Raw genomic sequence first — 26,216 nt, 5'->3', positions numbered from 1 at the left:
CATCCATGGATATGCTGATTTGTATCTATAACGACAGGTTATAGGCTGTGTATTTGTGTTTATTGAATTTGAAATATGAAATACCAATTATTACTAATTATGGGGCTTTTGTGGATGAGCTCGCTCGTGTTTTTTACTGCTGGGGCGCAGCGTAATAATAGTTATAAAAATGTAGAAGATATGCTGGTTGGCTACTCTTTAGGCGCACACCTGGGAACCCAGGGATTTGGACTCAATGCAGCTTATGCCACCAGTGAGGTCTTTGCTTTACGGCTGGAGGGTTCAATAGCACCACTTGGATTTAGTAAAATTAGAAGTTGGGATAACAATAAATATAATATGGATATGAAAGGCCGGTTCTATAACGGATCATTAAAGGTGGAGGTGAAACCTTTTAGACGCGCTAGCAATTCCTTATTGATGCAAAAACTAGCTGTAATCGGAGGTGCTGCTTATTTTTTCAAGGCAGAGACGGATGCCACGGCACTACTCAAAGGGGATTATCATTATGGAGACATCGTGATTCCTAATTCAGATGTGGGCAAATTTAAGGCCAATATCAAGTGGAAACCCTGGGCACCTTATATGGGGGTAGGTATTAGAAATCTATACCTGGGCAGCCTCTTTAAAGGAGGGTATCTGGGACTTAATATTGATATCGGATCTTATTATATGAGCACACCGGATGTACAGGTAACGGCAGACAAACTCTTATCTGAAAATACTTCTAACGAAGGGATTATTGAACGAAATATGAGAAGTTATAGGTGGCTGCCTGTGGTTCAGGTAGGAATTAGCTATGGATTTTTAATTATTAAAACTTAGGCACAATGAAAAGAAATACCGTCATTGGGATCTGGCTGACCAGTCTGATGCTTTGTATGGGACTATTAATGTTCCGCTGCACCAATGCATTAAAAGATGTTGAGATTGCTGTTAATGCCAGCTTATTTAAGTATAAGACCTTGTTTAATATAACGAGCAGTTCAGGTGCCAAAATGGAGGATGCTACGATTACCTTAAGCGGAGAGGACGCCTCCAGAATCTTTGATCTGAATGGTCATAAGAATTTTAAGGTTAAAGGTTCGGTCCTTGGCTTAGCGGTAGACCCGAGCAATCCGCCTACTGAGAGTCACTCAATTGAATTTAACTTGATTATTAAAAAGTCAGGCTATTCGACGATAAATTTACCGGTAGAAATAACGGTGGCCGATAGTGGCAGTGCTTCACATTATGTGTTAATGATTAACCACGCCAAGCCACCAGAGGGCGTGGAAGTCAAAAACATCACCATGAAAGTAAATGACGGCAAGGTGATAAAAGATACAGTTATATATGTGGGGCCAGGCACTTGTACCTGTACAACAGGTAAAACAACCGTTAAATTTAAGAAGGGAGCCGCCTTTAAAGGATTGGATGGTTCGGTCATTGGTGGCAATAACGGTAATCCGCTATCAAGTATTCAGATAACCTCGCTATATGTAGAGGCGTCTATGAATGATGCACTTAAGGCATTCCCGGGTGGTGATTTAACACAAAAGAAAGTCAAGGTAGAAAATGGAAGTTTTCTGGCGGGGACTTTACTGCCAGCTGGGCTGATTGAGCTTTCAATGACAGCTGCAGGAAAGGAGATAAAGGGATTTACCACACCAATTGATATTACCATTCGCCTGAATCCTGATTTTATAAACCCCCAGACTAACCAACGGGTAAAGGTAGGCGACCAGTTAAAGGTATTCAGCTATAGTACAGATAATGGCTATTTTCAATTTGAGACCACAGGTAAGGTTGAGAAATATGATGAAGACCTGTATGTTCATTTTTTAGTAGATCATTTAAGCTGGTTTATGGTAGGTGATTTTACTCCGGCTTGTAATAGTAGTATTGCTACTGAGGCATATAATAATACAGCATTATCCAACTTAATATTTAAGATAAAAGCCGCCTGGTTGGCAAAAGGAGCTACAACGCCAGTAACCCTTAAAATATATTCGACCAAAAATGGGAGTACTGGCGGTGGTACAGAGACGGATCTGCTAATCTACAGTTTGAGTGGAACCGTTAAAGATGGGCAAGAGCTGCCTGCTAGAATCATTCCAGGCATGCCAATTATAGTACAGGTCTATGACGCAAGTGGTGATCTAATGTTTTCAACAAACATAAGTGACCCTTGCAGTCTGGCCAGTGGGATTGGCGGTGATGGCAGCGGACAAGTGCTGACGCTTAATCAAACTGCAGGATCGCAGTAATGTCAGGCGCCTGCATATTGGATACCAATCACTGTTTGGCTAGAGTAACCAGGCTAGCGCTGCTTAAAGAGAAATGTAATGGGCTGTTATGATTGAGTATAAAAGGCAACCAGGGAGGTACCTTGAATTCCGTCTCAGTTTATGGTATCCTCTCTGGATTGCTACTCTCTCAAGTTGATGTATATTTTTGGGATAGCGTTAAAACGCATTAGAATGAGTTTGATCAGTAAGGAAAAGGGGGGAAGGTTAATGGGTAATGGAAGAGGTTATAAAATTGGTAAAGGTAATGGAATGAGTATTGGTAAGGGAATGAGTATTGGTAAGGGTAAGGGGCGTAGCTTTCCCATTGCCTTCTTTCCAAGAGACAAAAATACCATTTAAGGCAATGAAAAGGGTGCCGCTATTAAAGCCTAAAGCATATTGTCAGGTGGCTGACAATATAATGAATGGTAATACTTTATTCAAGATGTATGCCACCACGAACTATAGCCATGCCCTTGATTTCTTCCCTGGAGATTTCAAATGTATGAAAGGAAGGGTTGTCACTACTCATTTTAAAATGGGTCTCATCTTTCCCTTCTAATATTCGTTTGACGATGACTCCCTGCCTAGTAGAGAGGACATAAATTTTGTTCCATTGAATAAAATCTGTTGATTCAATGATTTTGCAGGCAATAAAATCTCCGCTGTTGTATTGCGGAAATAGCGACAAATCGCGCACTCTGGTGAAAAAGTCGGCGTCGCTAAATTGGTTCTGAACATATTGGGTAGGGTAGTCTTTATTTTGGGTAAGCTGATCCTTTTCTAAAAATGGCGCTAGATATTCTGAGGGGATTAAAGGAAGGGCAATCGGTTCTTGGGTGAGATTTTGTTCGATATCTGGTCGCTTAGAGGCGCCTTTTAAAGAGGACTCCTCTTCAAGCATATCTCCCAGGCCAACAATTAGCCAGACAATGCTTACTTCTGGGTAGGAATGAATAAACTTTAAAATATTGCTTTCAGTAATTCCGTTATCCTGATCAAGAATGCCACGGGTGATTCCTGTAGTTTTATAAAATTCATATTTAGTAATACCCTTTATTGTAAGGTATTGTAAAATTCGTTTTTTAATGGATGTCATTTGTCGCATAAAAATATTTTGGTCTTTTCGATTCATTTCTTGTCTCTAAATTAGAAACAAAGGGTATGGCGGATCAAATAGAGATGCAATGATACACAAAATTACTTATGAAAATCATGGCAAATTTTTAAAAGTAATCAAGGTTAGTAAGATGGTCGGTGGATAACTTTCATAATTTCTCTTTATCATTTGGTTATATATTATTTTTTAGTAATATTTTAAATAGACAATTTTTATCCCACATAGTAAAGTGGTTATGAAAGCCTGCAATTGGCGTAAAAGCAATTTTTATTAAAACATAAAGTGGGTGCCCAGGGTGGATTGTATTGAGGCACAACCACAAAATTACAATAATAGACTTTTATAATACTTTACATGATGCTTAATGTTCAAAATTAATGGATTTAATTGAATTTAATAAATAAACTATGAGAATTTTACATATTATATTTTCATTTAATATCGGCGGAGCCGAAGCGATGTTGGCTGACATTATAAATAGCCAGTGTAAACATGTACAAGTTAAGCTTATTATTGTTAATTCAGGTATTAATACAGCTTTACTGGCTTCGGTTTCCAAAAATGTGGAAGTCATATGCCTGAATCGCAGGCCAGGTTCTGTTAATCCAATACCGCTAATTTTGCTAAACCGCGAAATACGTAAGTTTAAACCGGATGTCATCCATTGTCACAATCGTAATATGGTGAATGCTATATGGTGGTTGTCCTATAGACGTAAGTCCCTACTTACCATCCACGATACAGGCGGTACTTTTAAATATATCCACAAGTTCAAAGCCTGTATCGCTATTTCTGAGGCAGTAAAAACAGATGTACTTGAAAGAAGTAAGCTGGATATTGATATTATTTATAATGGTGTCAGGTGCACGGATATAAAGGCTAAAAGGACTGATGCCGCAAATGTACTTCCTGATCGGATTACAAGGGTTGTTCAGGTCAGCCGACTGCATCATGAAAAAAAAGGGCAGCATCTGGCGCTAATGGCTATTAGAAAAATGATCGACAAAGGGTACTGTCCCATACAACTTGATTTTATAGGTACTGGTAAATCTTTAGACTATCTGAAACGTTTGTCCAGTGATCTCGGTATAGGGGCGTACGTGCAATTTCTAGGGATAAAAAGCAGAGCATATATATATGAACATTTAAGTGAGTACGACCTCTTAATACAACCTTCCCTTTATGAAGGATTTGGCCTTACCATTGCGGAGGCGATGGCCGCAAAAGTTCCGGTCTTGGTATCTAATATTGAAGGCCCCATGGAACTTATTAAAAATGGTACTTATGGGGCCTATTTTGAGGCGGGCAATGCAGAGGGCTTGGCGCTTAAACTTATTGAATTTACCAACTTAATGGGGACAGAGCTTTTGCGAGAAAGAGTTGAAAGGGCTTATGTGTATTGTAATAAGCATTTTAATATATCAGTGACGGCTGATGCATATATAAGTAAATATAAAACCTTACAGATGGAAAGTGATTTGTGCGCATCCACATCCAGCTCCACCTCCAGCTCCACATCTACATCCACATCCACACCCTAAGGTTGCAATCATTTATGTCGCTGGTTTTAATGATGCTATAAATAATTATAGTGTTTTGAAGCGGTTTATTTGGATTAATTAGGGGGTATTGAGGGTTACTAAGTGAGTTATTAGGAGGATACTACAGTCTTACTTGGGATTTACTAATGGGTTATCAGTGGTTTATGAGAGAAACTGTCGTAAGTGAAATAGAAGTGAAATAAATCTCGGATAATAATACAAGAAAACTTGTTTTTGATTTAAATTTAGGTATATTTGTGCTGAAAATTTTTGTTTCCTTTTAAGAAACAGAAATTATAAGAATTGAGGAGAAATTAATTGAAGTTGAATTGACAGAATATATTTGTTAACCAATTGATTTAAGAGCGTTCATTAAAACCAAAATTAACCAGCGCCACTTTTAGGATGCCAATTAACTGCAGGCAACTAAAAAGGCAGCGTCAAATGAGTTCCTCTTTAAGTATTAAGATGTTATATCTGCTTTTATTATGGGAAAAGCAGCAAAGTCTCGGAATCTAAATGTTCATAAAAAGTGTTTTGAATGAGTGCGTAATTTAATTAAGGACTATTAGCTAGGGATGAATTGCTTTATTAGAGCTTACGCCTTGTATGTAATGCGGTATAACCTTGTGTAATAGGGGATAATGGTTTGTAATTGGGTATTTATATAAGGTACACAATAGGTTTACCTGGCACCGTTTATTGAAGGATTTCTTTGAGAGGTTAAAAGTTATGATTCATTGAAAGGCTGATTAGGATATACCTTGAAGCTATTAAAATTTTTTTTTAAAGAAAGCTATTACAACGCTTATCGCGTGTAATGGGTGGCGCACTGTTCGTTGCCACTTTTATAAAACCAAAACTCGTTAAAAATACCCAGGATAAGCCTTGAATGGTATCGCGGCGCTTTTCGCTAACATAATGAAGGACGTTTTTGGGGGCTTAATTTTAAATCATGAAAACTGCAACACTTATTCTAATAATGGCTTAATAATTACGTGAATGAAAAATTTAATTTTATTATTTTCTTTTTTTTCGCTTTTTGTATTCACCCCATTATTAAATAAACTAGGGTATTTGGGTGGGGATACAGGACCGGCCTATTTTAAGATACTTCCGTCAACCTACATAATTGCATTGAGCTTTGTCTTTGTGTTATTTGCTAAAGCGGGGGATTTCTGGAGTATACTATATAGGAAAAAATACGGTTTTACGCTACTGGCACTATGTTTAGTATTATGGATGTATGTTGTTTTGGAAAACAGAACCAATTCTATTTCCTTTATGGCGGATACCTTAATTGCTAGCGCGATGCTGGCTATTATCTTGCCTAAATATGATCGCAAGCTTAATATAGCCGTTCAGCGGCTTATTTTAGCCTTTTTTGTCATAGACTGTCTTTCGCAGTAGTAGAGAGGTTGCTTTCGCATAATTTTTTTCCACCACTTTATTTAAATGTGCTGACTATTTATTATGAACAGGCCTTTCGTTCTACCGCTCTCTTAGGACATCCTTTAAACAATGCGCTCAATTTGATTGTCATCATGGGGTTTATTTATTTAAGCCGCGTTAAATATAAGAACCTGCTATTATTACTGGGAATGGTTGGACTGCTCTGCTTTGGGTCCAGAGGTGCGATTTATGGCTTTATCTCCCTAACCTGTTTACATTATATTATTTATAGATATTTATATAACCGAAATACTTTTAATGTAATCGGATCTACCAATAAATTTTATACTTATCTGTATTTTATATTCGGTGGGTTAACTTTAATAGTACTACTGTTTTATACACATTTTGGGGATCGTTTACTTTCAGTGTCGGTGTATGATGAAGGTAGTGCTGGGGCCAGGGTGAGGATCCTTGCTATCTTAGACTATGTTAATGCCCATGAGATTTTGTGGGGTTTATCCAGTCATAGAATAGATATACTTAAAACCAGGTTAGATCTGGAAATTATTGAAAACTTTTGGTTACAATGGGTGCTACGCTTTGGATTGGTATTTACTTTTTTATTATTTATCAGTATCACAGCACTCTTATATAACAGGTTATATTATCTATATATAAATGAACGTTTATATTTGATTGCCTTGTTTTTTCTGGTGGCCTCAACCAATAACTCACTGGCGACCAGTACGGGGGCAATCAGCACGTTTATTTTATGCACAGCAGGTTTTAATCCCTTCAGGTACCTGGTAAAAATCAGCACTTCAGATGCCAATGGTAATCCTAGAGCGATCCATAGTGCTAATTCTTATCCGAATCCTAATCTTGAACTTATTTAAGCAAAGCTTTTCAAATGGAGGGTGAGAGAAGGCGGGTTCGTTAGGTGTCAGGTATTAGAATACAGGAATTGGCTTTCTCTTTTATTGGTCTAAGCTAACGCGCGGCTCAATATTAAAATGAAATTAATTATAACTACAAATAAAAAGAATGGGTGGAAGTCGAAAAATAGTTAAAAATACTGGTTTTTTATATTTGAGAATGGGTGTGATGATAGGCATTACCTTTTTTACGTCCAGAATTTTATTGAAAACATTAGGTATTAATGACTTTGGTCTATTCAGTGTCATTGTAGGCATCGTTGGCATGCTTGCCTCTCTAAGAGGCTCCTTTTCATCTTCTATTCAGCGCTTTTTAAATTATGAGATGGGCATGGAGGCTAAGGATAATTTGCGCAGAATTTATAGTATGGGCGTCAATATCCATATTTTGATTTCTCTTGTTTTTATTGTGATTACTGAGACGGTAGGTTTATGGTTTTTAAACTATAGATTAGTGATACCACCAGAAAGGTTAAGCGCCGCAAACTGGATATTTCAGTTTGCGATCGCCTCCAGCGTGGTAACCATTATGACCATTCCCCAGGATGCGGTGATCATCGCCAATCAAAAAATGAAGATATACGCCTATATCACCATATTGGAGGCAGCGCTGAAACTAGGTACCGTACTACTCTTGCCTTATTTTGGGATGGACAGGTTGATTCTCTATTCATTTTTTATTCTGGCCGTTTCCTTTTTGATAAGATTGGTGACCTCCGTGTATTGTATCCGAACATTTGATATATGTAAATACCGGTTTTTCTGGGATAAGACTTTGTTTAAACAGTTGGGGACTTTTGCTGGCTGGAACTTCTTAGGGACATCAGCCTATTCATTAACGACGGAAGGGCTAAATATCATCCTGAATCTTTTTGGAGGGCCAGTGGCCAATGCCGCCAGAGGTGTTTCTCATCAGATCAGAATTGCGCTGGGGCTATTTAATATGAATATTCAGTTGGCCAGCTCACCTCATTTAACTGAACTATACGCAAAAAAGGAACTAAAAAGATTTGAAGCGTTATTTTGTTCTATATCCAAACTGGCTTTTTTTATAATGGCACTGCTTTGTCTGCCTATTTTATTTTATACTAAATTCTTATTGGGAGTTTGGTTATATGAAGTACCGGACTATACAGTCGTATTTACCCAATTGACCCTTGTTTTTGTCATGATTCGGACTTTTCACTACCCGATTGATATGATTATTAAGGCCGCTGGGGATATTAAACATTACCAGATTCTTGAATGTTTTACTTTACTGATCCCGTTGCCTGTTTCTTATTTTCTGCTGAAGTATGGTTATCCGCTATACACCGCCTTTATTGTTGTGGCTTTTTTTGAACTGATTAATCTGGTGCTGATTTTAAGAATCGCTGGGCGGATTGCTAAAATTGACTTGGGGCAGTACCTGAAAACGGTGATACTGCCAGTGATATTTGTATTGGGTGTGAATATAGGGGTTGGCTATTTAGTCAGTAGAAGTTATGGACCTGGCAGTATCATTTATAATATCCTGGCTATTTTATGTATCTCCATTATTTCCTGTTTGGTGACCTGGATGGGAGGATTGAACATAAAAGAAAAGCATTTTGCCAGGAACTTTATACAAAAAGCCCTGACTCGGGTGGGGGTAATAAGACTCAGTAGCAGTTAAAATAATATAAGCACCAACCTAAATGCAAAATAGACGCTATTGATTTGACACTGCTCTAATATTGGCAATAAGGTTGATTTGGAGGCAGATTTTGAGGTATTGAGCTTTATTTGGTGCGCGTTATAGGGTTTGAGGTGCTATGAGCGGATTTATTATCTGATTTTCTTTCAGATTACAATGTCTGATTTTAAGGAAGGCATTACAGTAAAATTAATTGTTGAGCTTATAACAGAACTAATTATGGGATTTGAAGCTATTTTATTTGTTGGACCTAATTATAAGGCACATAAGGGTGGAATAGGTGCTGTATTGGATATTTATGCCAGAAATATTGACCCTTTTAAATTTACGCCTTCTTTTGATGGTAATTATAATGGGCTCCGTAAGGTCGGGTTATACCTGCTTTGCCTGTTTAAGGTGTTTTACCAGCTAAGTAGGGACGGGCAGATCCAGATTGTACATATACATGGCGCAAGCAAAGGTAGTTTTTACCGGAAGTATCTTTTGTTTTTGATGATAAAATATATTTTTAGAAAAAAGATCGCCTATCATATGCATGGAGGTGGATTTAGTCAATTTTATGCGCGTTCAAGCTTTTTGCAAAAAAAATTGATTGAGCATTTTGTAAATAATACCGATGTACTTATTTGCCTATCCAGAAGTTGGGAGCGCTATTTCAAAAGTCAATTTAATACCAAAAGTATCATAGTGCTCAATAATCCGATTGAGCAAGTAAATAATATTACAATAAATAAAATATCTACGGTCGAGTTCCTTTTTTTAGGTAAAATATGTGATGCGAAGGGCGTATTTGACTTGTTGACAGTTATTAAAGATAATCTTGACGTCTACAAGCAAAAGGCGAGGTTTCGATTTGGTGGCAATGGAGAAACGGCCAGGTTAGAAAAATTTATAAGGGAGCATCATTTAGAATCCTTTGTTTCATTTGAAGGGTGGGTCAGTGGCGCTGAGAAGCATCAGCTACTTTCAAGGGCGAATGTCTTTTTGCTTCCATCTTATAAAGAGGGTTTGCCGATGTCCATACTAGAAGCGATGAATTACGGACTACCGGTAATCTCTACTACAGTAGGCGGCATACCGGAAGTGATAAAACCGGGCACCAATGGGTTTTTAATCAGCCCTGGTGATAATAAGGCGCTCAAAGAAGCGATTGACTACTTTATAGAGCATCCTGAGGATATTTTTAAGATGGGGCGTCAAGGGAAATTACGCAGCAGGGATTTTGATATTCATTCAATTAAATCTGAGCTGATGGCAGCTTATGAATCTATTTACATTGAAAATCGAAATTTGAAAAGGGAGTTCTAGATTGGAAATTCAGGGTCTTGGATAATGAAAGTTAAATGTCCTAAGTGCAGCTAAATCAGCTCATTCAATTAATTTAAGTAAGAAGATGAAAAAAATAAGTTCCCATGCCCGTCATATTGCAAAAGCGTTAAGCTGGCGCTTATTAGGCACGCTTGATACATTTATGCTGGCCTGGTTGGTAACGGGAGATCACTTTTTAGGCTTCAAAATTGGCGGCGTGGAACTCTTTACCAAAACGTTACTGTTTTATTTACATGAACGCGGCTGGTATAGACTGCATTTGACTAGGAAGGGAAAGCCGATTTCCAGCAAAACAAGGCATTTATTAAAAACAGTCAGCTATAGGATAGTCGGTACGATTGATACCATCATTATCGCGTGGATTATTACAGATAATCCTTTTGCTGGATTGAAAATAGGCGTTTCAGAGGTCGGAACTAAAATGTTTTTGTATTACCTCCATGAAAGGCTATGGTACCATATAAATTTTGGTTTAGAGAAAAGGCAAGGGAAAGAGAAAGGAAAAGGATCAGTGCAAGTGGATGAAAAAGCACAGGCTAAAATAACTATTGATAAGAAAAAGATAAGTGAGGAGGTCATCTTTCAAAATTAGGTATTCTAAGTACAATTTTTAAAAAAGATATAATGGTAGAAAATATTGTATATCACGCTTACTCCGTAAACCAAAAATGCCGTATAGAACGCAATGGGCATCGACCTGTGGTATTTTGGTTTACAGGTCTTTCCGGAAGTGGTAAATCCAGTATAGCTTCTGGTGTAGAACGGCGCCTGTTTTTAAAGGGTATGCAGGTATACGCTTTAGATGGTGATAATATAAGAACTGGCTTAAATAAGGATCTGGGCTTTACCAGGGAAGACAGAGCGGAAAACCTGCGCAGAATTGCGGAGGTCGCCAAACTCATGTTAGATGCTGGTATGATCGTACTTGCCGCATTTGTTTCCCCTTTAAAATCGGACAGGGAAATGGTAAAGCTGATTATTGGCGCTGAACACTTTGTGGAAGTATTTGTAAATACTTCCCTTGAAGAGTGTGAGCGTAGGGATGTAAAGGGATTATATAAAAAGGCAAGGCTAGGAGAGATTGCCAATTTTACAGGTATATCCGCTCCTTACGAGGCGCCTGAATGTCCTGATCTGGAATTAACGGAAGCCTTAGATATAGAAGCAGCCATTGAGAAGGCTGTAAATTATATAACATTAAAATTATAATATGATGAAACAATATTTTTTAAATTACCTGGATGAGTTGGAAAGTGAGGCTATTTATATACTTAGAGAGATCTGGGCACAGTTTCAAAATCCAGCCATCCTGTTCTCTGGTGGTAAGGATTCTATTGTAGTGACGCATTTGGCAAAAAAGGCGTTTTTCCCGGCAAAAATCCCCTTTGCGCTGATGCATATTGACACGGGACATAATTTTCCCGAAACCATACAATTTAGAAATAGTCTGGTAGAACAGTTAGGTGTTCGTCTAATTGTGGGATCGGTACAGCAGTCCATTGATAATGGCAGGGTGATGGAAGAACGTGGCAGGAATGCCACCCGGAATGCACTTCAAATAAGCACTTTATTACATACCATTGAGGATAATAAAATTGACTGCGCGATTGGCGGCGGGCGCAGAGATGAGGAAAAGGCCAGGGCAAAGGAGCGGATATTTTCTCATCGGGACGAATTTGGTCATTGGGATCCTAAAAATCAGCGACCCGAATTATGGAACATCCTGAATGGAAAATATTTTGAAGGAGAACATTTTAGGGCCTTTCCTATTAGTAATTGGACAGAAATGGATGTCTGGAATTATATCACAAGGGAAAATATCAAGATCCCCTCCCTTTATTTTGCCCATCAAAGGCAAGTCGTCTGGCGTAACGGCTCATGGATACCGAATTCCCAGTTTTTGAGTCTGGACGCGTCAGATGAGATTCTCTGCAAAAAAATACGTTTCAGGACGCTAGGTGATATAACCATTACGGGAGGAATTGAATCTGATGCCGATACACTGGATAAAATTGTATTAGAAGTGGCAGCTATGCGTCATACAGAAAGAGGAAACAGATCTGATGATAAACGCTCTGAGACGGCAATGGAAGACCGTAAAAGGAAGGGCTATTTTTAATAGTTGGTCTGAAGTATAGCTTTTTCCCTGTAAAAAGGTAGATAAACGGAATATGATGCCTATGAGGGTAAGGATTTCCGAATAGGGAGGAAGTAGGGAGGACGTAAGGAAGGAGTAGGGGATTTTTTTAATTTATAAGTAAAGTGAAGTATAAAATAAAGTATAATATAATGAGTATGCAAATAGATAATAACCAGTTACTACGTTTTTCAACGGCAGGTAGTGTAGATGATGGTAAGAGCACGCTTATCGGCAGGTTGCTCTATGACTCCAAATCTATTTTTGAAGACCAGTTATTAGCCGTTGAAAATACGAGTAAAAGAAAAGGATATGAATCCATCGATCTGGCTTTGTTTACAGATGGCTTAAGAGAAGAACGTGAACAAGGCATTACCATAGATGTTGCTTATCGGTATTTTACGACCCCTGGTCGCAAATTCATTATTGCCGATACACCTGGACATATACAATATACCAGAAATATGATAACCGGTGCCTCTTCAGCTGATGCCATTATTATTTTAATAGATGCGCGCACCGGGGTGATAGAACAAACCAAAAGACATACTTTTTTGGCTTCTCTATTACAAATTCAGCATTTGATTATTTGTATAAATAAAATGGACTTGGTGGACTATTCTAAGGAGGTATTTGAAAAGATTAGGGAAGACTATGAGCAAATGGCAAGTACGCTATCCATCAAAAAAAGCCATTTTATCCCAATTTCTGCCTTACTCGGTGACAATGTGGTCAATAAGTCTGCATTCATGTTATGGTACGAAGGGGCGCCTTTATTAGAAATCCTTGAATCCTTACCTGTAGGTAGCGGGAATAACGAGCATTACGCAGTGGAAGCTCGTTTTCCGGTGCAAACCGTTATCCGGCCGCAACGGGAAGGCTATATAGACTACCGTGGATATGCAGGTCGCGTAGCCAGCGGAATATTCCGTAAGGGGGATGAGATAACTGTATTGCCATCCAGATTAAAGTCGAAAATTAAGCGCATCGATACTTTTGACGCTGAGTTAAACGAGGCTTTTAGTCAGATGTCTGTCTGCATTACCCTGGAGGATGATATTGATGTAGGTCGCGGCGATATGATTGTGCTGAGTAATCATCAACCGAGGTGTGCGCAAGAGTTTGATGTAATGTTATGTTGGCTTGGAAATCACACATTCAGACCTGGTAGTAAATTTATTATCATGCAAGCAAATAACGAGCAGACTGTTATTATAAAAGAAGTGGTTTATAAAATAAATATCAACACATTTGAGCGGGATTTAAATGATAAAACACTTAATATGAATGATATAGCAAAAGTTACTATTAAAAGTGCCAAGCCGCTTATGCTTGATGCATATGCGGGTAACAAGGTGACCGGTAGTCTCATATTGATTGATGAAGCAACCAGGGGTACGGTCGCCGGAGCAATGGTGCTCTAATAGGTTCTTTTTGAATCATCTAAGTATAATATAAAATTAAATCGTGCTAAATAGGGGCTTTTTTATTTAAGGTTTAAATTGTTTAATTACTCCGTTTATGAAAATTTTAAAGCTTTATGGGCATAAAAATAATCCGGGAGGCGTCGTTAATTTTCAAAATGCGCTCCAGGCTGTCTCGGGTAAATCAATGCACCGGTTTTATCATTACCGGACTGGAAAGGTTTTAAGCAATGCTTTTCTTTCCAATGGGTTTATTCGCTATCTAGATCAACTGTGGTCCTACTGTTACTTCCCTGTATTTTTATGTTTTTTAAATCCTGATGTGATTGAGATTAACTCTTCTTTAGTATCGAAGGCATTTAAAAGGGACAGGATCTATTTAAGAATTGCGCGGTTTGTTAAACCCTCAAAAAAGATCATTCTTTTTAATCATGGTTGGAGTGAAGAGTTTAAATTCTTTATGACCACCCATAATAAAGAGCGACTGGTGGCTTATTTTAAAACATTTGACTTTACCATTATATTGGCGAAGGCTTTTAAAGGGGAAATCGAAGCGCTGGGGATTGATCCCACCAGTATTCAAGTGATGACTACAGGGGTCAATACAGCAGAGTATGGTGGACTGCCTACGGTTGAAAGGCCCAGTAAGATTATTAATATTTTATTTCTTTCCAGAATCGAAAAGGACAAGGGGATAGCGGAATTCATAGCAGCTATTCCGGCCGTGGTGGCTAAAAATGAAAATGTTCGTTTTCTCATTGCGGGAACTGGCTCCTATTTGCCTATTATTAAAAAGAGTTCCATAGTCAGCTCCTTCCAGAAATATATCGTGTTCAAGGGGTATGTGCGGGGCCTGGATAAAATTGAGTTGTTGCGTAACTCGGATATTTTTGTATTGCCCTCATTTTATGAAGGTTGTCCTGTAGCCGTCTTAGAAGCACTTGCTTCTGGTTTACCGATCATTTATACACGTGTGGGGGCGCTCTCCGATATACTTACAGATGGAGTGAATGGCTTGTGTATTGAAATTAAATCAGCGCAAGCATTGGCTGAGGCCATTAATTTTCTGATAGAAAACCCACTTGTAATCAAACAGATTGGCGCAGCCAATCGGATTTATAGTGCCCAGTTTGATTTGGGGCATATTCAAAAGCAATTAGAATCTATTTATACGACAATATGAAGACAGTTTTTATAATCGGGCAGCACCGAACAGGGTCTACTTTACTTAGGAATATGTTACATGCCCATTCGGATGTCTCCATGGCTTTCGATGAGATGAATCTTTTTGAACCTTTTAGAAAAAATACGTTGGACAGACTTTTGCATAAAAGTAAAATGTCGGGCAATAGAGTAATGGAGCTAATTTCAGCAGGGTTCGTATATGGTACTTTCTGGAAGCAGTTTCTCAAAAGCGGCATCAGCCTTGTTGAACTGAAAATGAGATTAAATACATATAATAAAGTAAGTGCAGATATTGTGGTTAAATCTGTACTGGATATTTTACATGAAACCGAGGGGACCCAGTATGTAGGGGTTAAATATCCTTTACATATATCCAGGGCAGCAACACTGCGTGATTGGTTTCCAGGAAGTAAAGTTATTTTTATCACCCGCAATCCAAAGGCAATAATTGCGTCCAAACTCAATGACCCTGCTACTAAAATAAGGAAAAAGAAATCCTTTTTTCACCGCTTTGGTATTCACTATTTTACTCTGCTATATTTTTGCTTTGAATTTAAAAAATCGGTTTCCATATATTTTTCCAATAAAAATCATTTGCATTTAGTTAGTTATGAAGCCCTGGTTAGCCGTAAGCAAAATGTACTCACTTCAATTTGTGATTTTTGCGGGATTGGTTTTGAAGATGGCATGATGTGTGTTAGTGGCAAGCAGAGTAGTTTTCTGTCTCAAAAAGATTTCTCTCCAGCTATTGAGACTCGAAATCCTGATGAATATAAAAGAAGGCTGAGTCGTTTTGATCTTTGGTTAATTGGGGTGCTAACTGATAAATCCTTTAAAAAATTAAAAGATGAATATAGCACTAACCTTTGATTATGAGATTTATGGTGATGGCTCAGGAGATGTTTTTTCCCATATGATTTACCCGACTGAAAGGATTTTGTCCATCTGTGAGGCAAATAATATCAGGACGACCATTTATTTTGAAGTGATTGAATATCTTAAGATGAAGCGCGCGTGGGAAAAAGGAAATAAGATGGGGTACGTAAAAAATCCTATTGAAGCTATTGATCGTCAATTAAAAACCGCTGCGCTCGCTGGGCATGATATACAATTACATATTCATCCCCAATGGGTGGATGCTGAATATACAGACCGGTGGGTGGTGGATTTTAATAATTGGCGCATAGGAGATTTTGTTGGCAAGCAAAATTATTCGCTGGAAGATTTGCTAAGAGAGGGGAAAGAAGCAATTGAAGCGCTTATTAAACCAGTTGTTCCTCATTATAAATGTATTGCCTTTCGGGCAGGGGGATATAATATTATGCCTTCAGAAAAGGTATATGATGCGATGATAAATACGGGGCTTAAGATGGATAGTTCAGTTTATCCTGGAGGACATGAACAGGGCGCTTTGTCTCGCTATGATTATAGGAAGGCTGATATTGGTAAAGATTTCTGGTGGGTACAGCCTGATGATTTTTCAAAACAAGGCCAGGGTAGCCTGGTTATGGAAATCCCTATTTTTGCATTAGCGCAGTCCAGGTTAAATAAACTAAGTGTTGAGCGGTTTAAATCGGCTTTTCAAAATAAACAATCTGCCATTAATTCTTTAAAAAAGAAAACAAATAAATTGAGTCTAGCTGGCAGGTTAAAGTATATGCTGGAAAAGGAGGCATTTACCTGGGACTTCTGTTTATTTTCTACCAGGTTACATAAAAGGTTTTTAAGATATATAAAACGGCATTTAATCAGCCAGCGGCAGTATTTTGTACTTATCGGTCATCCTAAAAATTTTACGACTGATACCTGCTTTCGGCGTTTTATAAGGAATGCAAAAAAAGGTGGGGCGCAATTTATGACGCTTAGTGCGTTTTATGACAGGTTTAATCAGCCAGTGACGCTTCCATCAGCGTAAGAGAATTGCAATATTTTTATGTATTGATTATCATTATATTGTAAGGTTTTATTGGTTTAATTATTTGATTAATTTATTAAAATTTGTTACTTATGCTTAAGTGGATATTGATATTGGTGTTTTTTACGCAGGTTTATAGCGCTGCCCAAGCACAGGTCACTAACTATAGACTCTATGATAAAAATAGCGGGATACAGGCCGCAACAGCGGAATCTGTGCAGCTGTCTAGATTTGTCCCTTTTAATGGCAGGCCCTCTATCTGTTTTACCTTAAGTAAAACAGATAAAACGGTTGAAAACGGTAAAAGAGCGGAAGTCTTTTTTAAGGCAGAGAAAACTTTGCCTGTTGAAAGATGGTACGCATTTAATATCTGGCTTCCAGCCTCATTTGTATATGATTCTTTACCTGAAATCGTTGCACAATGGCATGGTACTCCTGATTTTGACTTAGGGGAAAATTACCGCTCTCCGGCAGTTGACCTGATGATTCAAAAAGGGGAGTGGCACTTAGAAACACGTTGGGCTTCTCAGCCGGTGAATGATAATAATAGCTTAACGGGTAGCTTCACAGGTAAGTCATCAATACCTTTTGGCAAGACAATTACTGAGAAATGGACACAGTGGATCTTTCATATTAAATTCTCGTACAATAATGATGGCCTGTTAGAAGTCTGGAAAGACGGCGCCAAAATTTATTCTAGAAAAGGCCCCAATTATTATAATGACAAACTCGGTCCCTATTTTAAATTCGGTATCTATAAGTGGGAGTGGATGAAGCCTCAAAACACCAAGGTAAATAAGCGCACTTTATATTTTGGAGACGTAAAATTGGGAGACAATAAGGCGACAATAAATGATTTTTTGGGCGATAAATAGTGTCTATTGTTTTATGTCCTATTTAATATAAATGGGATAGATCTAATCTCCAAGGGTACGGTCTATCCTAGTCATTTAAGCATTTTTGATTTTGTTGATTAATAGTGGTTTATGATCTTTTTTTGCGATTAGATGATTTAAATTGTCCTAAGTGAAAAATAAATTGAATAAAAATGAAAAAAAACTTGTTTAGTATTAAAACCTGCCTTATATTTGCTCTGACAAACGGGGGCGATAATAGAAAAAATAAAAACTAATAATATGCTTAAATGTGCCCCAATGTTATTTGCAGACATATTCACAAAAATATTTGCAGACAGATTCGTAAATATTGTTCATGAGATAAATAGGACGCCTAATAAAATGATTCAAACCAAACAGGTAATTGCACGTATCAAGAGGTTTTTTTTAGTGGAGTAATTTTAGTGGAGTATTTTAGGGATTTCTAGTTGTAATACATAGTGTGCGAAAATATAGTTCATACCATTTAAAAGCAACTTAAAAGCGACTTCCCTAATGACGTTGTAATTTAAGTTTTGAGCATTTAAAATTAAATTCTCTTTAAATATAAATTATTGAAATGCGAGACAAGACAACCAACCATACTCGTAGTTGATTTAATTTTAGCTTAATAGTGTACTGTGCATGTAATGCGTTTTATGGCTCCGTTTTACTTTTGGCCCCTTAAAATAGGTATCTTATTAAGTTAAATTAAATCACTCGGGGAAGTAAAGGCAATAGTGTAACCGTAGTAACGGTAGGTATTAATGGAAATTTGAAACTAATTTTTAATTAGACGTGTTTGTTGATAAGGATTGTGTGAACTACTATTGAATTATGCTAGACTTTAAGGATGGTAATGATCCTTATGAATTAGTAAATCTTTACCCCAAAAAAGGGGTATTGATTTTAAGGCTGCTTTTTTTGTTTCTAAATTAGAAACAAAAAAACAAAACGGGAAGATTTGAAAATGGTGCGATTTTACAATGGATGTGTTTTTAGCTTATGGGGTTTGTTGATAAAAAGTGGTGGTTTTGGTTTGTGAGAAAAGCTTTTTAAATAGAACGGATGAATTTTAATTAATCATGAAAATAAAGTGATCGGTAACTGTTCTGCTTATTGTTCTCGATTCATGTTATGAGTGATTTAATTAACCAACTTGATTTTTTTCTGAGTCGGATTTAGCGTAAAGATGATGGGGTATTAATTGGATTATAAATGGATTATAAGCCAAACTTAAAATTGAATACATTAAATGAAACTTATTTAGATTCATTTAATACCAAAGGAGTAAATAGAACAAAACTAATATAAACCGGTAGATCTTAGACTAACCGGTGAGGCCGCAACCAAAACTAATCCTCTAACCCGCCCTGAGAAAGCGGAAAGGATAATATAATTGAAACAGAAGTAATTGGGTAGTTAATCCGGGTATCAAGACCAAGATACCCTTATTGTATCACTACAGTCATTGAGCTGTTTTTATCAAAGAGGAATCTGCTATGAGTATAGGAATAAACAATATTGAACAATCTACAAGCTTCGGCTTTTCTCCGGCAATTGTCCCTGGTATAGGGATGGAGCGACTATTTACCAGTATGTTGGGATATGGGAAAATTGTCATGTTATTGCTGGATCTTATTTTATTAAATATTTGTTTTTTTGTTTCTGGTTGGCTACTGCTAGAGAAGGAGATGATATTTTCCGATACCTATTTGTCTGGTATGATTTACGCCTCCCTACTTTGGGTGTTTTTAAGTTATTTAAGAGGGATTTATAAAGATTTATTATTAATTGATACAGTGGATATCTTCAGGACCTTAGCAAAAGTGTTTTTTATTTTTGGGATTTGTTCCTGGTTTTTTATTCTGATTTTGCTGGATGGGTTTAATAATATCTCACTGTTTTTTTATTTTGTTTGCCTGTTTTATACTTGCTATGGCGGTACTTTGGCAATCAATCGATTGACTTTATTAAGTATTAGAAAAAACTTTAAAGACAAGATCCGTAAAAAGAAAAATATATTTATAATAGGGGATAGCTCCAGCTGCGAGCTTTTGGAAAGTTATATAGAGGAGAACCAGTGCGATTTAAGGTTATGTGGGTTTTTCTATGATGGGTATGGCAAACCTGGTGACTTTGAACAAAATGGGGACGAAACGAATAAAACGAAAGAGGCGGCTGTTGAGGTGAATGCCACCAGACCTTCAGATAATCCAGAAGCTAATCCAGCATCTAATTCATTTCAAAATATATCTGAGCTAAAGGGGATACTTACGTAGATACGCCTGAGTATGGCGCGGAATTTAGCGTATTTAATGCTGTGGGAACTGTGCCTAGGCAATATGCTGTTTCAGAAAGTAACGATTCTGGTGTAGCAATAGGAGTAGAGGCACGGGTAGAAGCGGGCAGAAAAATAGGTGAAGAAGCATTATTGTCAAATAGTCCTTATGCCTCTGCTGGGAAAGTGCCTGCTAGTCCTGTTGAAGCTGGGAGATTGACAGAAGATTTCCTGCCGACTAGTCAATTAATATCTGCTCAAAAGAACGCTTTTAATACCACGGCCTGGAATAAGGTTATCCGTGGACCCATACTGGACTGCGTTAAATACTTTGGGAAGATGCAAATAGATGAGATCTATTGTTCCATGCAAAATATGGAAGAAAAGATTGCCAGGTATTTAATTAAGCAGGCCGATAGTCACATGATCCGTATTAAATTTCTTCCTGATTTTTACCAGGTACTGAGAAGGCGCTCTACGATCAATTACATGGGGACAGTACCCATACTTTCTATTAGGCAAGAGCCTTTGACGGTTGACAGTAATCTTATTATTAAACGTGTATTTGATTTCTTCTTTTCCCTTTTTGTAATCGTGTTTATCCTTAGCTGGCTGATTCCCATCATTGGACTTTTGATAAAATTAGAATCTAAAGGCCCGATTTTTTTCAAGCAAGACCGTTCCGGAATTAATAACAAACCTTTTAAAGTGTATAAATTTCGCAGTATGCGAACGGTCAAAGGAGTTGGAGAGGATTGTCAGGCAGTGAAAGATGATATTCGGCTCACCAAACTTGGCGGTTTTTTACGCCGCACGAGTCTTGATGAACTGCCGCAATTTGTCAATGTATTATTAGGGAATATGACTGTTGTAGGGCCTCGGCCACATATGCTGTCTCATACAGATAAATTTAGTAAAGAAGTGGATACATATATGGTTCGTCATTTTGCAAAGCCCGGGATTACAGGTTGGGCGCAGGTAAATGGCTGTAGAGGGGAGACCAGAACGGTTGAGGCGATAGAGGAACGTGTACTCCATGACGTTTGGTATATAGAGAATTGGTCTTTGACCCTCGATTTGAAGATTATCTTTTTAACTGTTTGGAATATACTTCGTGGAGAAGATAACGCGTATTAGATCAATGAGTTAATAGCTGCTTTTGTATATATGTCATTGATTGATCGCATTTTATGATTTTTATTGAGTGGGAACTCACGCTGTGTTTTTTTCTGATTAACTAATTGCTTTCAAACTTAATTTTTATGGATAAGAGACGTTATCTAAAACTTTCTAAGGGTATCAAAACTAACTGCAATTTTTTTGAACCCCTCCGCCACTTCTCTGGTGGCTACAACTCAAAATTTAGCTTACTTATGAGGCCGATTTTGAATATCTTCTCTTGCTGCAAGGAGCAAAGTAGAGGCAAACAGACTTTTTCAAAAGTCAGCGCAGGAATCTGCGCTATAACACTTGTTTGCCTCTTTTCTTGTTCCAGCTATAAACAGGTTAGTTATTTTAAGGATCTGGGGATAATAATAGCATGTATACACAAGGGCAAAATATTGCCACTGCGGTTTATCATCCATTAACCATCCAGCCAGATGATATTCTTCAAGTGGTGATTTCAACAATTGATCCTGGGACCAATGAAGCCTTTAATGTGGATCAGGAAGATAATTCTGCGATAAAATCTGATGTTTTAAATGCCCCTAAAAGGCTGAGCGGGTATCTGGTAGATAAAAAAGGAGATATTGAGCTGCCCGTACTTGGTCGTTTCCATGTAGCAGGGGAAACAACGGAAGCAATAAAAGATTCCGTACAGCTTGCTGCTTTAAAGATCTTAAAGCATCCGGTGGTAAATGTTCGGCTGGCCAATTTTACGGTGAATGTGCTAGGGGAGGTGACTCATCCTGGTTCCTATGTTATTTCCGGTGAAAAGGCGAGTGTACTAGATGCGCTTGGGCTTGCGGGTGATATGACTATTTATGGGAAAAGAGACAATGTAATTTTGATGCGTACGGAAAACGGGGTCCAGAAAAAGGTAGCAAGGTTTAATTTGAATAACACCGAGATGCTTAGTTCGCCTTATTTTTATCTAAGGCAAGGGGATGTTATTTATGTAGAGCCTTCTAAATCAAAGGCCGCTTCCACAGATATGCGGGCTACCAAAACCTACGCAATAGCGGGATCCATTCTGTCGGTAATATTAATTGTGATTAGCAGGATGTAAATTAATGAATTCACCAGGTGCGTTGTAGCTTTTTCAAATTAAAGCCCTGGTAATTATCTGAAATGCAGCTATTTGCAGTGCTAACAATGTGTTTTTTGTGTTTTTATCCAATTTATCATGTCTAATTTCTTTTGAATATGCATACTAATACTTTAGATCGATTAGTCCCTATAAAGGAGTCTAAATTTGATTTTACCAAAGTCATCCAGCGCATTAGAGCTAACTGGCTTTACGCTGTTCTCTCAGCAATACTTATGGTCGTGCTGGCTGTCATTTATCTGTATGTAACCAGTCCAACCTATAAGGCCATGGCGACCGTCCTTATTAAGGACAATGATGGAAAATCTCCTGCCCCGCAAAATAATGGTATTGGTTCATTAGAAAGTCTGGGGCTGTATCCAAGATCCAGTACTGTAGATAATGAAAGAGAAATACTTGTCAGTTATCCATTGATTCATCAAGTGGTCACTGATTTACAGTTAAATTTGAGTTTTAGCACCTATAAAGACTTTAAAAGCGAGCCGCTTTATAAGGAGTCCTTGCCTTTTAAGATTTCTATAGAGGGATTTACGACGGATAATCTTGATCCAAAGCAACTTAGGTATGAGTTTCACATAATTAGCACCAGTGGATTTGAGATTAGCTCAGCTGACCATATATGGAAAGGCTCGTGGGATGAACCTATCCAATTGCCTATTGGTAAGGTTACTTTAGTAAAAAATCAGGCCATGAGTAGCTGGGACCCAGCTCGAAGCATAAAAATGGCTGTGGCTAGTATCAATGCTGTTGCGGATAGCTACAAAGAAAATATCAATGCAGACATTTCTGATAAACAGACCGGCATCATTAATCTATCCTTAAATACAACGATTCCACAACAAGGAATTGATATTATAAATGGACTGATTCACAGATACCAACTTTCAAATATAGTTGATAACAACCGCATTGCTGATAGCTCCATTGAATTTATCAATAACCGCCTGGTGACCGTCGGTGCAGAACTTGATTCCATTGAAGGAAATATTCAGCATTTTAAACAAAGTAATGACTTGGCCGATTTGCCTAGCCAATCTCAATCACTGATTAGTAATGCAGGTGCTAATGCAAAGGATTTGGCAACGCAGCAGGTACAGTTGAGCATTACGAACTCCCTAATTGGCTATATGTCCCAAAATGGGAATGATCGTGTGATTCCGGCCTCTTTGACAATTAATGACGGGAATCTAAATACCATTATAGATAGTTATAATAAATTATTACTGCAAAAAGAAAGAGCCCTGCTGAGCGCCACAGCTGACCATCCGGTTGTAAAGAACCTTGATAATCAGATAAGAAGCCTTAGAAGTGATATGCTTTCGGGGCTTAATTCAATTAAAAATTCTTTGGAAGCGGGTATTTCCAGTATGCAGCAAAATGAGGGCACATTAAATAGTAAGATTCGCAAAGTACCGGCCCAGGAACGCACGGTCATGGAATATAGCCGCCAGCAATCCATAAAACAGGAACTCTTTTTGTTTTTACTACAAAAAAGAGAAGAATCCTTGATTGCTAAATCTTCTACAGTGTCCAATGCCCGTATTATTGCACCTGGTCATGTAGCTGCCAAGCCCATAGCGCCCAACAAGAAACTGGTCATTTCTTTTGCATTTTTGCTGGGGTTGATGATTCCATTTGTGATTTCATTTTTTAAGAGCCTGACGAATTTAAAGATCGAAACCAAAGAAGAGATTGAAAGTAATACCCAGACGCCTGTTCTGGCTGAAATATTGCATAATGGAAAGCTTTTGGATAGTGGTTTCGTGGTAACGCATAGTTCCAGGGATGCAGTAGCGGAGCAGTTCAGGTTACTAAGGACAGATTTGAACTACCTGTTACCTGACTCGTCTCAAAAGGTAATCTTGTGTACTTCCTGCATGCCTAATGAAGGAAAGTCGTATGTGGCGCTAAATCTAAGTGCTATGCTGGCCTTTTCCGGGAAAAAGGTGGTGATTATTGATTTAGATCTGAGAAAGCCAAAATTGGCAGAAAGGTTAAATCTGCAGTATGAAAAAGGGTTTAGTCATTATGCAACGGGGGATGCCAGCATACATGAGATTATATATCCGGTAGCAGATAAACCCAATCTTTCTTTTATTCCAAGTGGGGCAATTCCGTCGAATCCCTCAGAATTACTCATTACAGATAAGACTAAAGATCTTTTTGACTACCTGAAGGAGAATTTTGATTATATCCTGATTGATTCAGCGCCCTGCATCGTAACGGATGCGCGGTTGTTATCCAAATATGCAGATCTGACCTTGTTTTTGGTCCGGTTAGGCACAACCTATAAGGACGTTTTAAAGCGGATTCAGGAGATGTATCAGCAAGAAAAATTTCCAAACCTGAACCTGGTGGTAAATGATCTAAATCGCAAAAAAGGCAAATATTATCAAGGTTATTATAACAGTAAAAAAGGCTATGGGTATTTTGAAAACTAACCACGAGTATTAAGACTTCTGATAAGTGTTATAGGAGAGTGGCATTTTGCATATTATAACTGATTAGCAACGCTATAATTAAAATAGAAATGTGTTTTAATCAAATTTTATTTATTGGTCCTGCCTTTAAAACTAAGGATAAGTTAGCGCAGATGGAATGCAACCCTGGAATGTCAAGCAAGGAAGGGGTAAGCCACGTTTTGGATGATTATGCCAGACATATATACCCCTTTAAATATGTCGCCTGTTTAAAGCAAGAGGTGGGTATACTCTTATCCTTATGGGGATATTTCATTGGGGCTGTCAAACTATTTTATTATTTACTGGCAGATCCGGAAATTAAAATAGTCCATTTTTTGGATGAAATCCCGGAACCTTATCAAAGAGATCATAAAAGGCGGTATTGGACATGTGAATTCTTTGGCAAGTACCTGCTGTGCATACTAATAAGGATTGTGTTTAATAAGAAATTTGTTTATCATATTAATGGTGATGGTTTTTCGCCTTGCTATGCGGCAAGGGGCGCATTTGGTAAAGCGGTGATCAGGCGATTATTTTTTCTGACCGATAAGGTGCTATGCCCCTCAGAGGAAGATCTTGCTTTTTTTAAGGGCAAATTAAAATGTAAACTGGTGTTTATCGTCTCTGAAGGTATTGAACTACAGCAGGATAAAGTAGATCACTGTATGGATCGTGGCCTGATTCACTTATTATATTTTGGTGGTTGGGCATCAGAAATGTCAAATAAAGGACCAGGGGAGGATGATCAATTAAAAAGTGCCCAAAATTACCTACAAAAACAGCTCTTAGATTTACTAAGTGTGATGGAAGAAAATAGAGGCCTATTCCAGGGTAAAATAAAGCTTTTAATTGCAGGGTTGCAGCCAGGTAATGGTTTTAAGGAAGCGCAGCAAAAGCGACTTAAGTATCAGCAATCCTTTGATAATAAGACTTATACTACGATCACAAATTCAACTGATTATACAACTGAATTTACAACTGATTTAGGGAAGAAATGTATTTGGGAGGTCATTCATCAAAAACATCTTGAAGATCTGGTGAGCTACGTAGACTGCAGTACACCTAGTTTAAAATCCAGCCTATTTAAAATGGCGAATATTTGTTTAATGCCCGCAGGGGACGGTAGAGGGCGTACCAGATATTTAGAAGCAATGAATTATGGGCTGCCTATCATTGCAACAGCTAAGGGCAGTAACTACGATATGGTTCTAAATGGTATTAATGGGTTTTTAATCCGTGGCGAACAAAAGGGTGGGGTTCGAAGCGCTATTAGGCATTTTTTATTGCATCCCACAGATGCATCTCTAATGGGAGCCGCATCCAAAGAATTAGTGCAAAAGTTTGATATACAAAATGTACTAGTAAAACTGAAATTTATTTATTCTAATCTTTTAAATTAACCT

At 37.9% G+C, this 26,216-nt stretch carries 22 protein-coding genes; 21 read left to right on the top strand and 1 reads right to left on the bottom strand.

Annotated features, from left to right (window positions below):
• The first annotated feature begins 75 nt into the window (after positions 1–75).
• The 3 genes from FSB73_RS21925 to FSB73_RS23425 all read left to right on the top strand — a co-directional run bounded on the left by FSB73_RS21925 (position 76) and on the right by FSB73_RS23425 (position 2,630).
• Positions 76–825 (top strand): hypothetical protein, encoded by a 750-nt coding sequence (locus tag FSB73_RS21925; protein WP_146787294.1) that lies wholly within the window; start codon positions 76–78, stop codon positions 823–825.
• A 5-nt stretch (positions 826–830) separates the two neighbouring features.
• Entirely contained in the window at positions 831–2,249 is a 1,419-nt protein-coding gene (locus FSB73_RS21920) for a hypothetical protein (protein ID WP_146787291.1), read from the top strand.
• Positions 2,250–2,462: 213 nt separating this feature from the next.
• On the top strand, positions 2,463–2,630 hold the full coding sequence (locus FSB73_RS23425; RefSeq protein WP_158639666.1) for a hypothetical protein: 168 nt from the start codon (positions 2,463–2,465) through the stop codon (positions 2,628–2,630).
• A gap of 76 nt (positions 2,631–2,706) precedes the next feature.
• On the opposite strand, the gene FSB73_RS21915 is transcribed toward FSB73_RS23425, so the two are convergent.
• Positions 2,707–3,378 carry a S24 family peptidase gene (locus FSB73_RS21915; protein ID WP_146787288.1) on the bottom strand — a complete coding sequence of 224 codons (672 nt, stop codon included), beginning with the start codon at positions 3,376–3,378 and terminating at the stop codon, positions 2,707–2,709.
• A gap of 419 nt (positions 3,379–3,797) precedes the next feature.
• On the opposite strand from FSB73_RS21915, the gene FSB73_RS21910 reads away from it, so the two are divergent.
• The 18 genes from FSB73_RS21910 (at position 3,798) to FSB73_RS21825 (ending at position 26,213) form a co-directional block, all read left to right on the top strand.
• On the top strand, positions 3,798–4,931 hold the full coding sequence (locus FSB73_RS21910; RefSeq protein WP_146787286.1) for a glycosyltransferase: 1,134 nt from the start codon (positions 3,798–3,800) through the stop codon (positions 4,929–4,931).
• 1,002 nt (positions 4,932–5,933) lie between these two features.
• Positions 5,934–6,341: a hypothetical protein gene (locus FSB73_RS21905; RefSeq protein WP_146787283.1), complete on the top strand. Its 408-nt coding sequence runs from the start codon at positions 5,934–5,936 to the stop codon at positions 6,339–6,341.
• Positions 6,342–6,388: 47 nt separating this feature from the next.
• Positions 6,389–7,222, top strand: a complete 834-nt coding sequence (locus FSB73_RS21900; protein WP_146787280.1) for a hypothetical protein — start codon at positions 6,389–6,391, stop codon at positions 7,220–7,222.
• Positions 7,223–7,427: 205 nt separating this feature from the next.
• Positions 7,428–8,915 carry a lipopolysaccharide biosynthesis protein gene (locus FSB73_RS21895; RefSeq protein WP_158639665.1) on the top strand — a complete coding sequence of 496 codons (1,488 nt, stop codon included), beginning with the start codon at positions 7,428–7,430 and terminating at the stop codon, positions 8,913–8,915.
• A 177-nt stretch (positions 8,916–9,092) separates the two neighbouring features.
• The gene (locus FSB73_RS21890) at positions 9,093–10,244 is read left to right on the top strand and encodes a glycosyltransferase family 4 protein (protein ID WP_146787275.1); all 1,152 of its coding nucleotides are present in this window, start codon (positions 9,093–9,095) and stop codon (positions 10,242–10,244) included.
• Positions 10,245–10,329: 85 nt separating this feature from the next.
• Complete coding sequence (locus tag FSB73_RS21885; protein ID WP_146787272.1) at positions 10,330–10,857, top strand: DUF2061 domain-containing protein; 528 nt, start codon at positions 10,330–10,332, stop codon at positions 10,855–10,857.
• A gap of 32 nt (positions 10,858–10,889) precedes the next feature.
• Positions 10,890–11,474 carry an adenylyl-sulfate kinase gene (cysC, locus tag FSB73_RS21880; RefSeq protein WP_146787268.1) on the top strand — a complete coding sequence of 195 codons (585 nt, stop codon included), beginning with the start codon at positions 10,890–10,892 and terminating at the stop codon, positions 11,472–11,474.
• Position 11,475: 1 nt separating this feature from the next.
• The gene (gene cysD / locus FSB73_RS21875) at positions 11,476–12,384 is read left to right on the top strand and encodes a sulfate adenylyltransferase subunit CysD (RefSeq protein WP_225974271.1); all 909 of its coding nucleotides are present in this window, start codon (positions 11,476–11,478) and stop codon (positions 12,382–12,384) included.
• A gap of 170 nt (positions 12,385–12,554) precedes the next feature.
• Positions 12,555–13,826, top strand: coding sequence for a sulfate adenylyltransferase subunit 1 (locus FSB73_RS21870; protein ID WP_225974270.1), 1,272 nt, complete (start codon positions 12,555–12,557; stop codon positions 13,824–13,826).
• Positions 13,827–13,923: 97 nt separating this feature from the next.
• Positions 13,924–15,009: a glycosyltransferase family 4 protein gene (locus FSB73_RS21865; protein ID WP_146787263.1), complete on the top strand. Its 1,086-nt coding sequence runs from the start codon at positions 13,924–13,926 to the stop codon at positions 15,007–15,009.
• Positions 15,006–15,881 carry a sulfotransferase family protein gene (locus FSB73_RS21860; RefSeq protein ID WP_146787260.1) on the top strand — a complete coding sequence of 292 codons (876 nt, stop codon included), beginning with the start codon at positions 15,006–15,008 and terminating at the stop codon, positions 15,879–15,881. Before FSB73_RS21865 ends, FSB73_RS21860 begins: the two co-directional genes overlap by 4 nt.
• Positions 15,859–16,926, top strand: a complete 1,068-nt coding sequence (locus tag FSB73_RS21855; protein ID WP_146787257.1) for a polysaccharide deacetylase family protein — start codon at positions 15,859–15,861, stop codon at positions 16,924–16,926. The genes FSB73_RS21860 and FSB73_RS21855 overlap by 23 nt, the downstream gene beginning before the upstream one ends.
• Before the next feature lie 92 nt (positions 16,927–17,018).
• On the top strand, positions 17,019–17,801 hold the full coding sequence (locus FSB73_RS21850; RefSeq protein ID WP_146787254.1) for a polysaccharide lyase: 783 nt from the start codon (positions 17,019–17,021) through the stop codon (positions 17,799–17,801).
• Between the two features lie 1,502 nt (positions 17,802–19,303).
• Positions 19,304–20,083, top strand: a complete 780-nt coding sequence (locus FSB73_RS21845; RefSeq protein ID WP_146787251.1) for a hypothetical protein — start codon at positions 19,304–19,306, stop codon at positions 20,081–20,083.
• Between the two features lie 50 nt (positions 20,084–20,133).
• Positions 20,134–21,219, top strand: a complete 1,086-nt coding sequence (locus tag FSB73_RS21840; RefSeq protein ID WP_146787248.1) for an exopolysaccharide biosynthesis polyprenyl glycosylphosphotransferase — start codon at positions 20,134–20,136, stop codon at positions 21,217–21,219.
• A 403-nt stretch (positions 21,220–21,622) separates the two neighbouring features.
• On the top strand, positions 21,623–22,312 hold the full coding sequence (locus FSB73_RS21835; protein WP_146787245.1) for a polysaccharide biosynthesis/export family protein: 690 nt from the start codon (positions 21,623–21,625) through the stop codon (positions 22,310–22,312).
• A 137-nt stretch (positions 22,313–22,449) separates the two neighbouring features.
• A complete protein-coding gene (locus tag FSB73_RS21830; protein WP_146787242.1) occupies positions 22,450–24,792 on the top strand; it encodes a GumC family protein in 2,343 nt (780 codons plus the stop codon).
• Between the two features lie 89 nt (positions 24,793–24,881).
• Positions 24,882–26,213: a glycosyltransferase gene (locus FSB73_RS21825; protein ID WP_146787239.1), complete on the top strand. Its 1,332-nt coding sequence runs from the start codon at positions 24,882–24,884 to the stop codon at positions 26,211–26,213.
• Positions 26,214–26,216: the final 3 nt, after the last annotated feature.

Origin of the sequence: Arachidicoccus ginsenosidivorans, from assembly GCF_007971385.1 — a bacterium.
Classification (GTDB): domain Bacteria; phylum Bacteroidota; class Bacteroidia; order Chitinophagales; family Chitinophagaceae; genus Arachidicoccus; species Arachidicoccus ginsenosidivorans.
The sequence above is the reverse complement of the archived record's forward strand: the minus strand, read 5'-3'. Positions and strand labels throughout refer to the sequence as shown.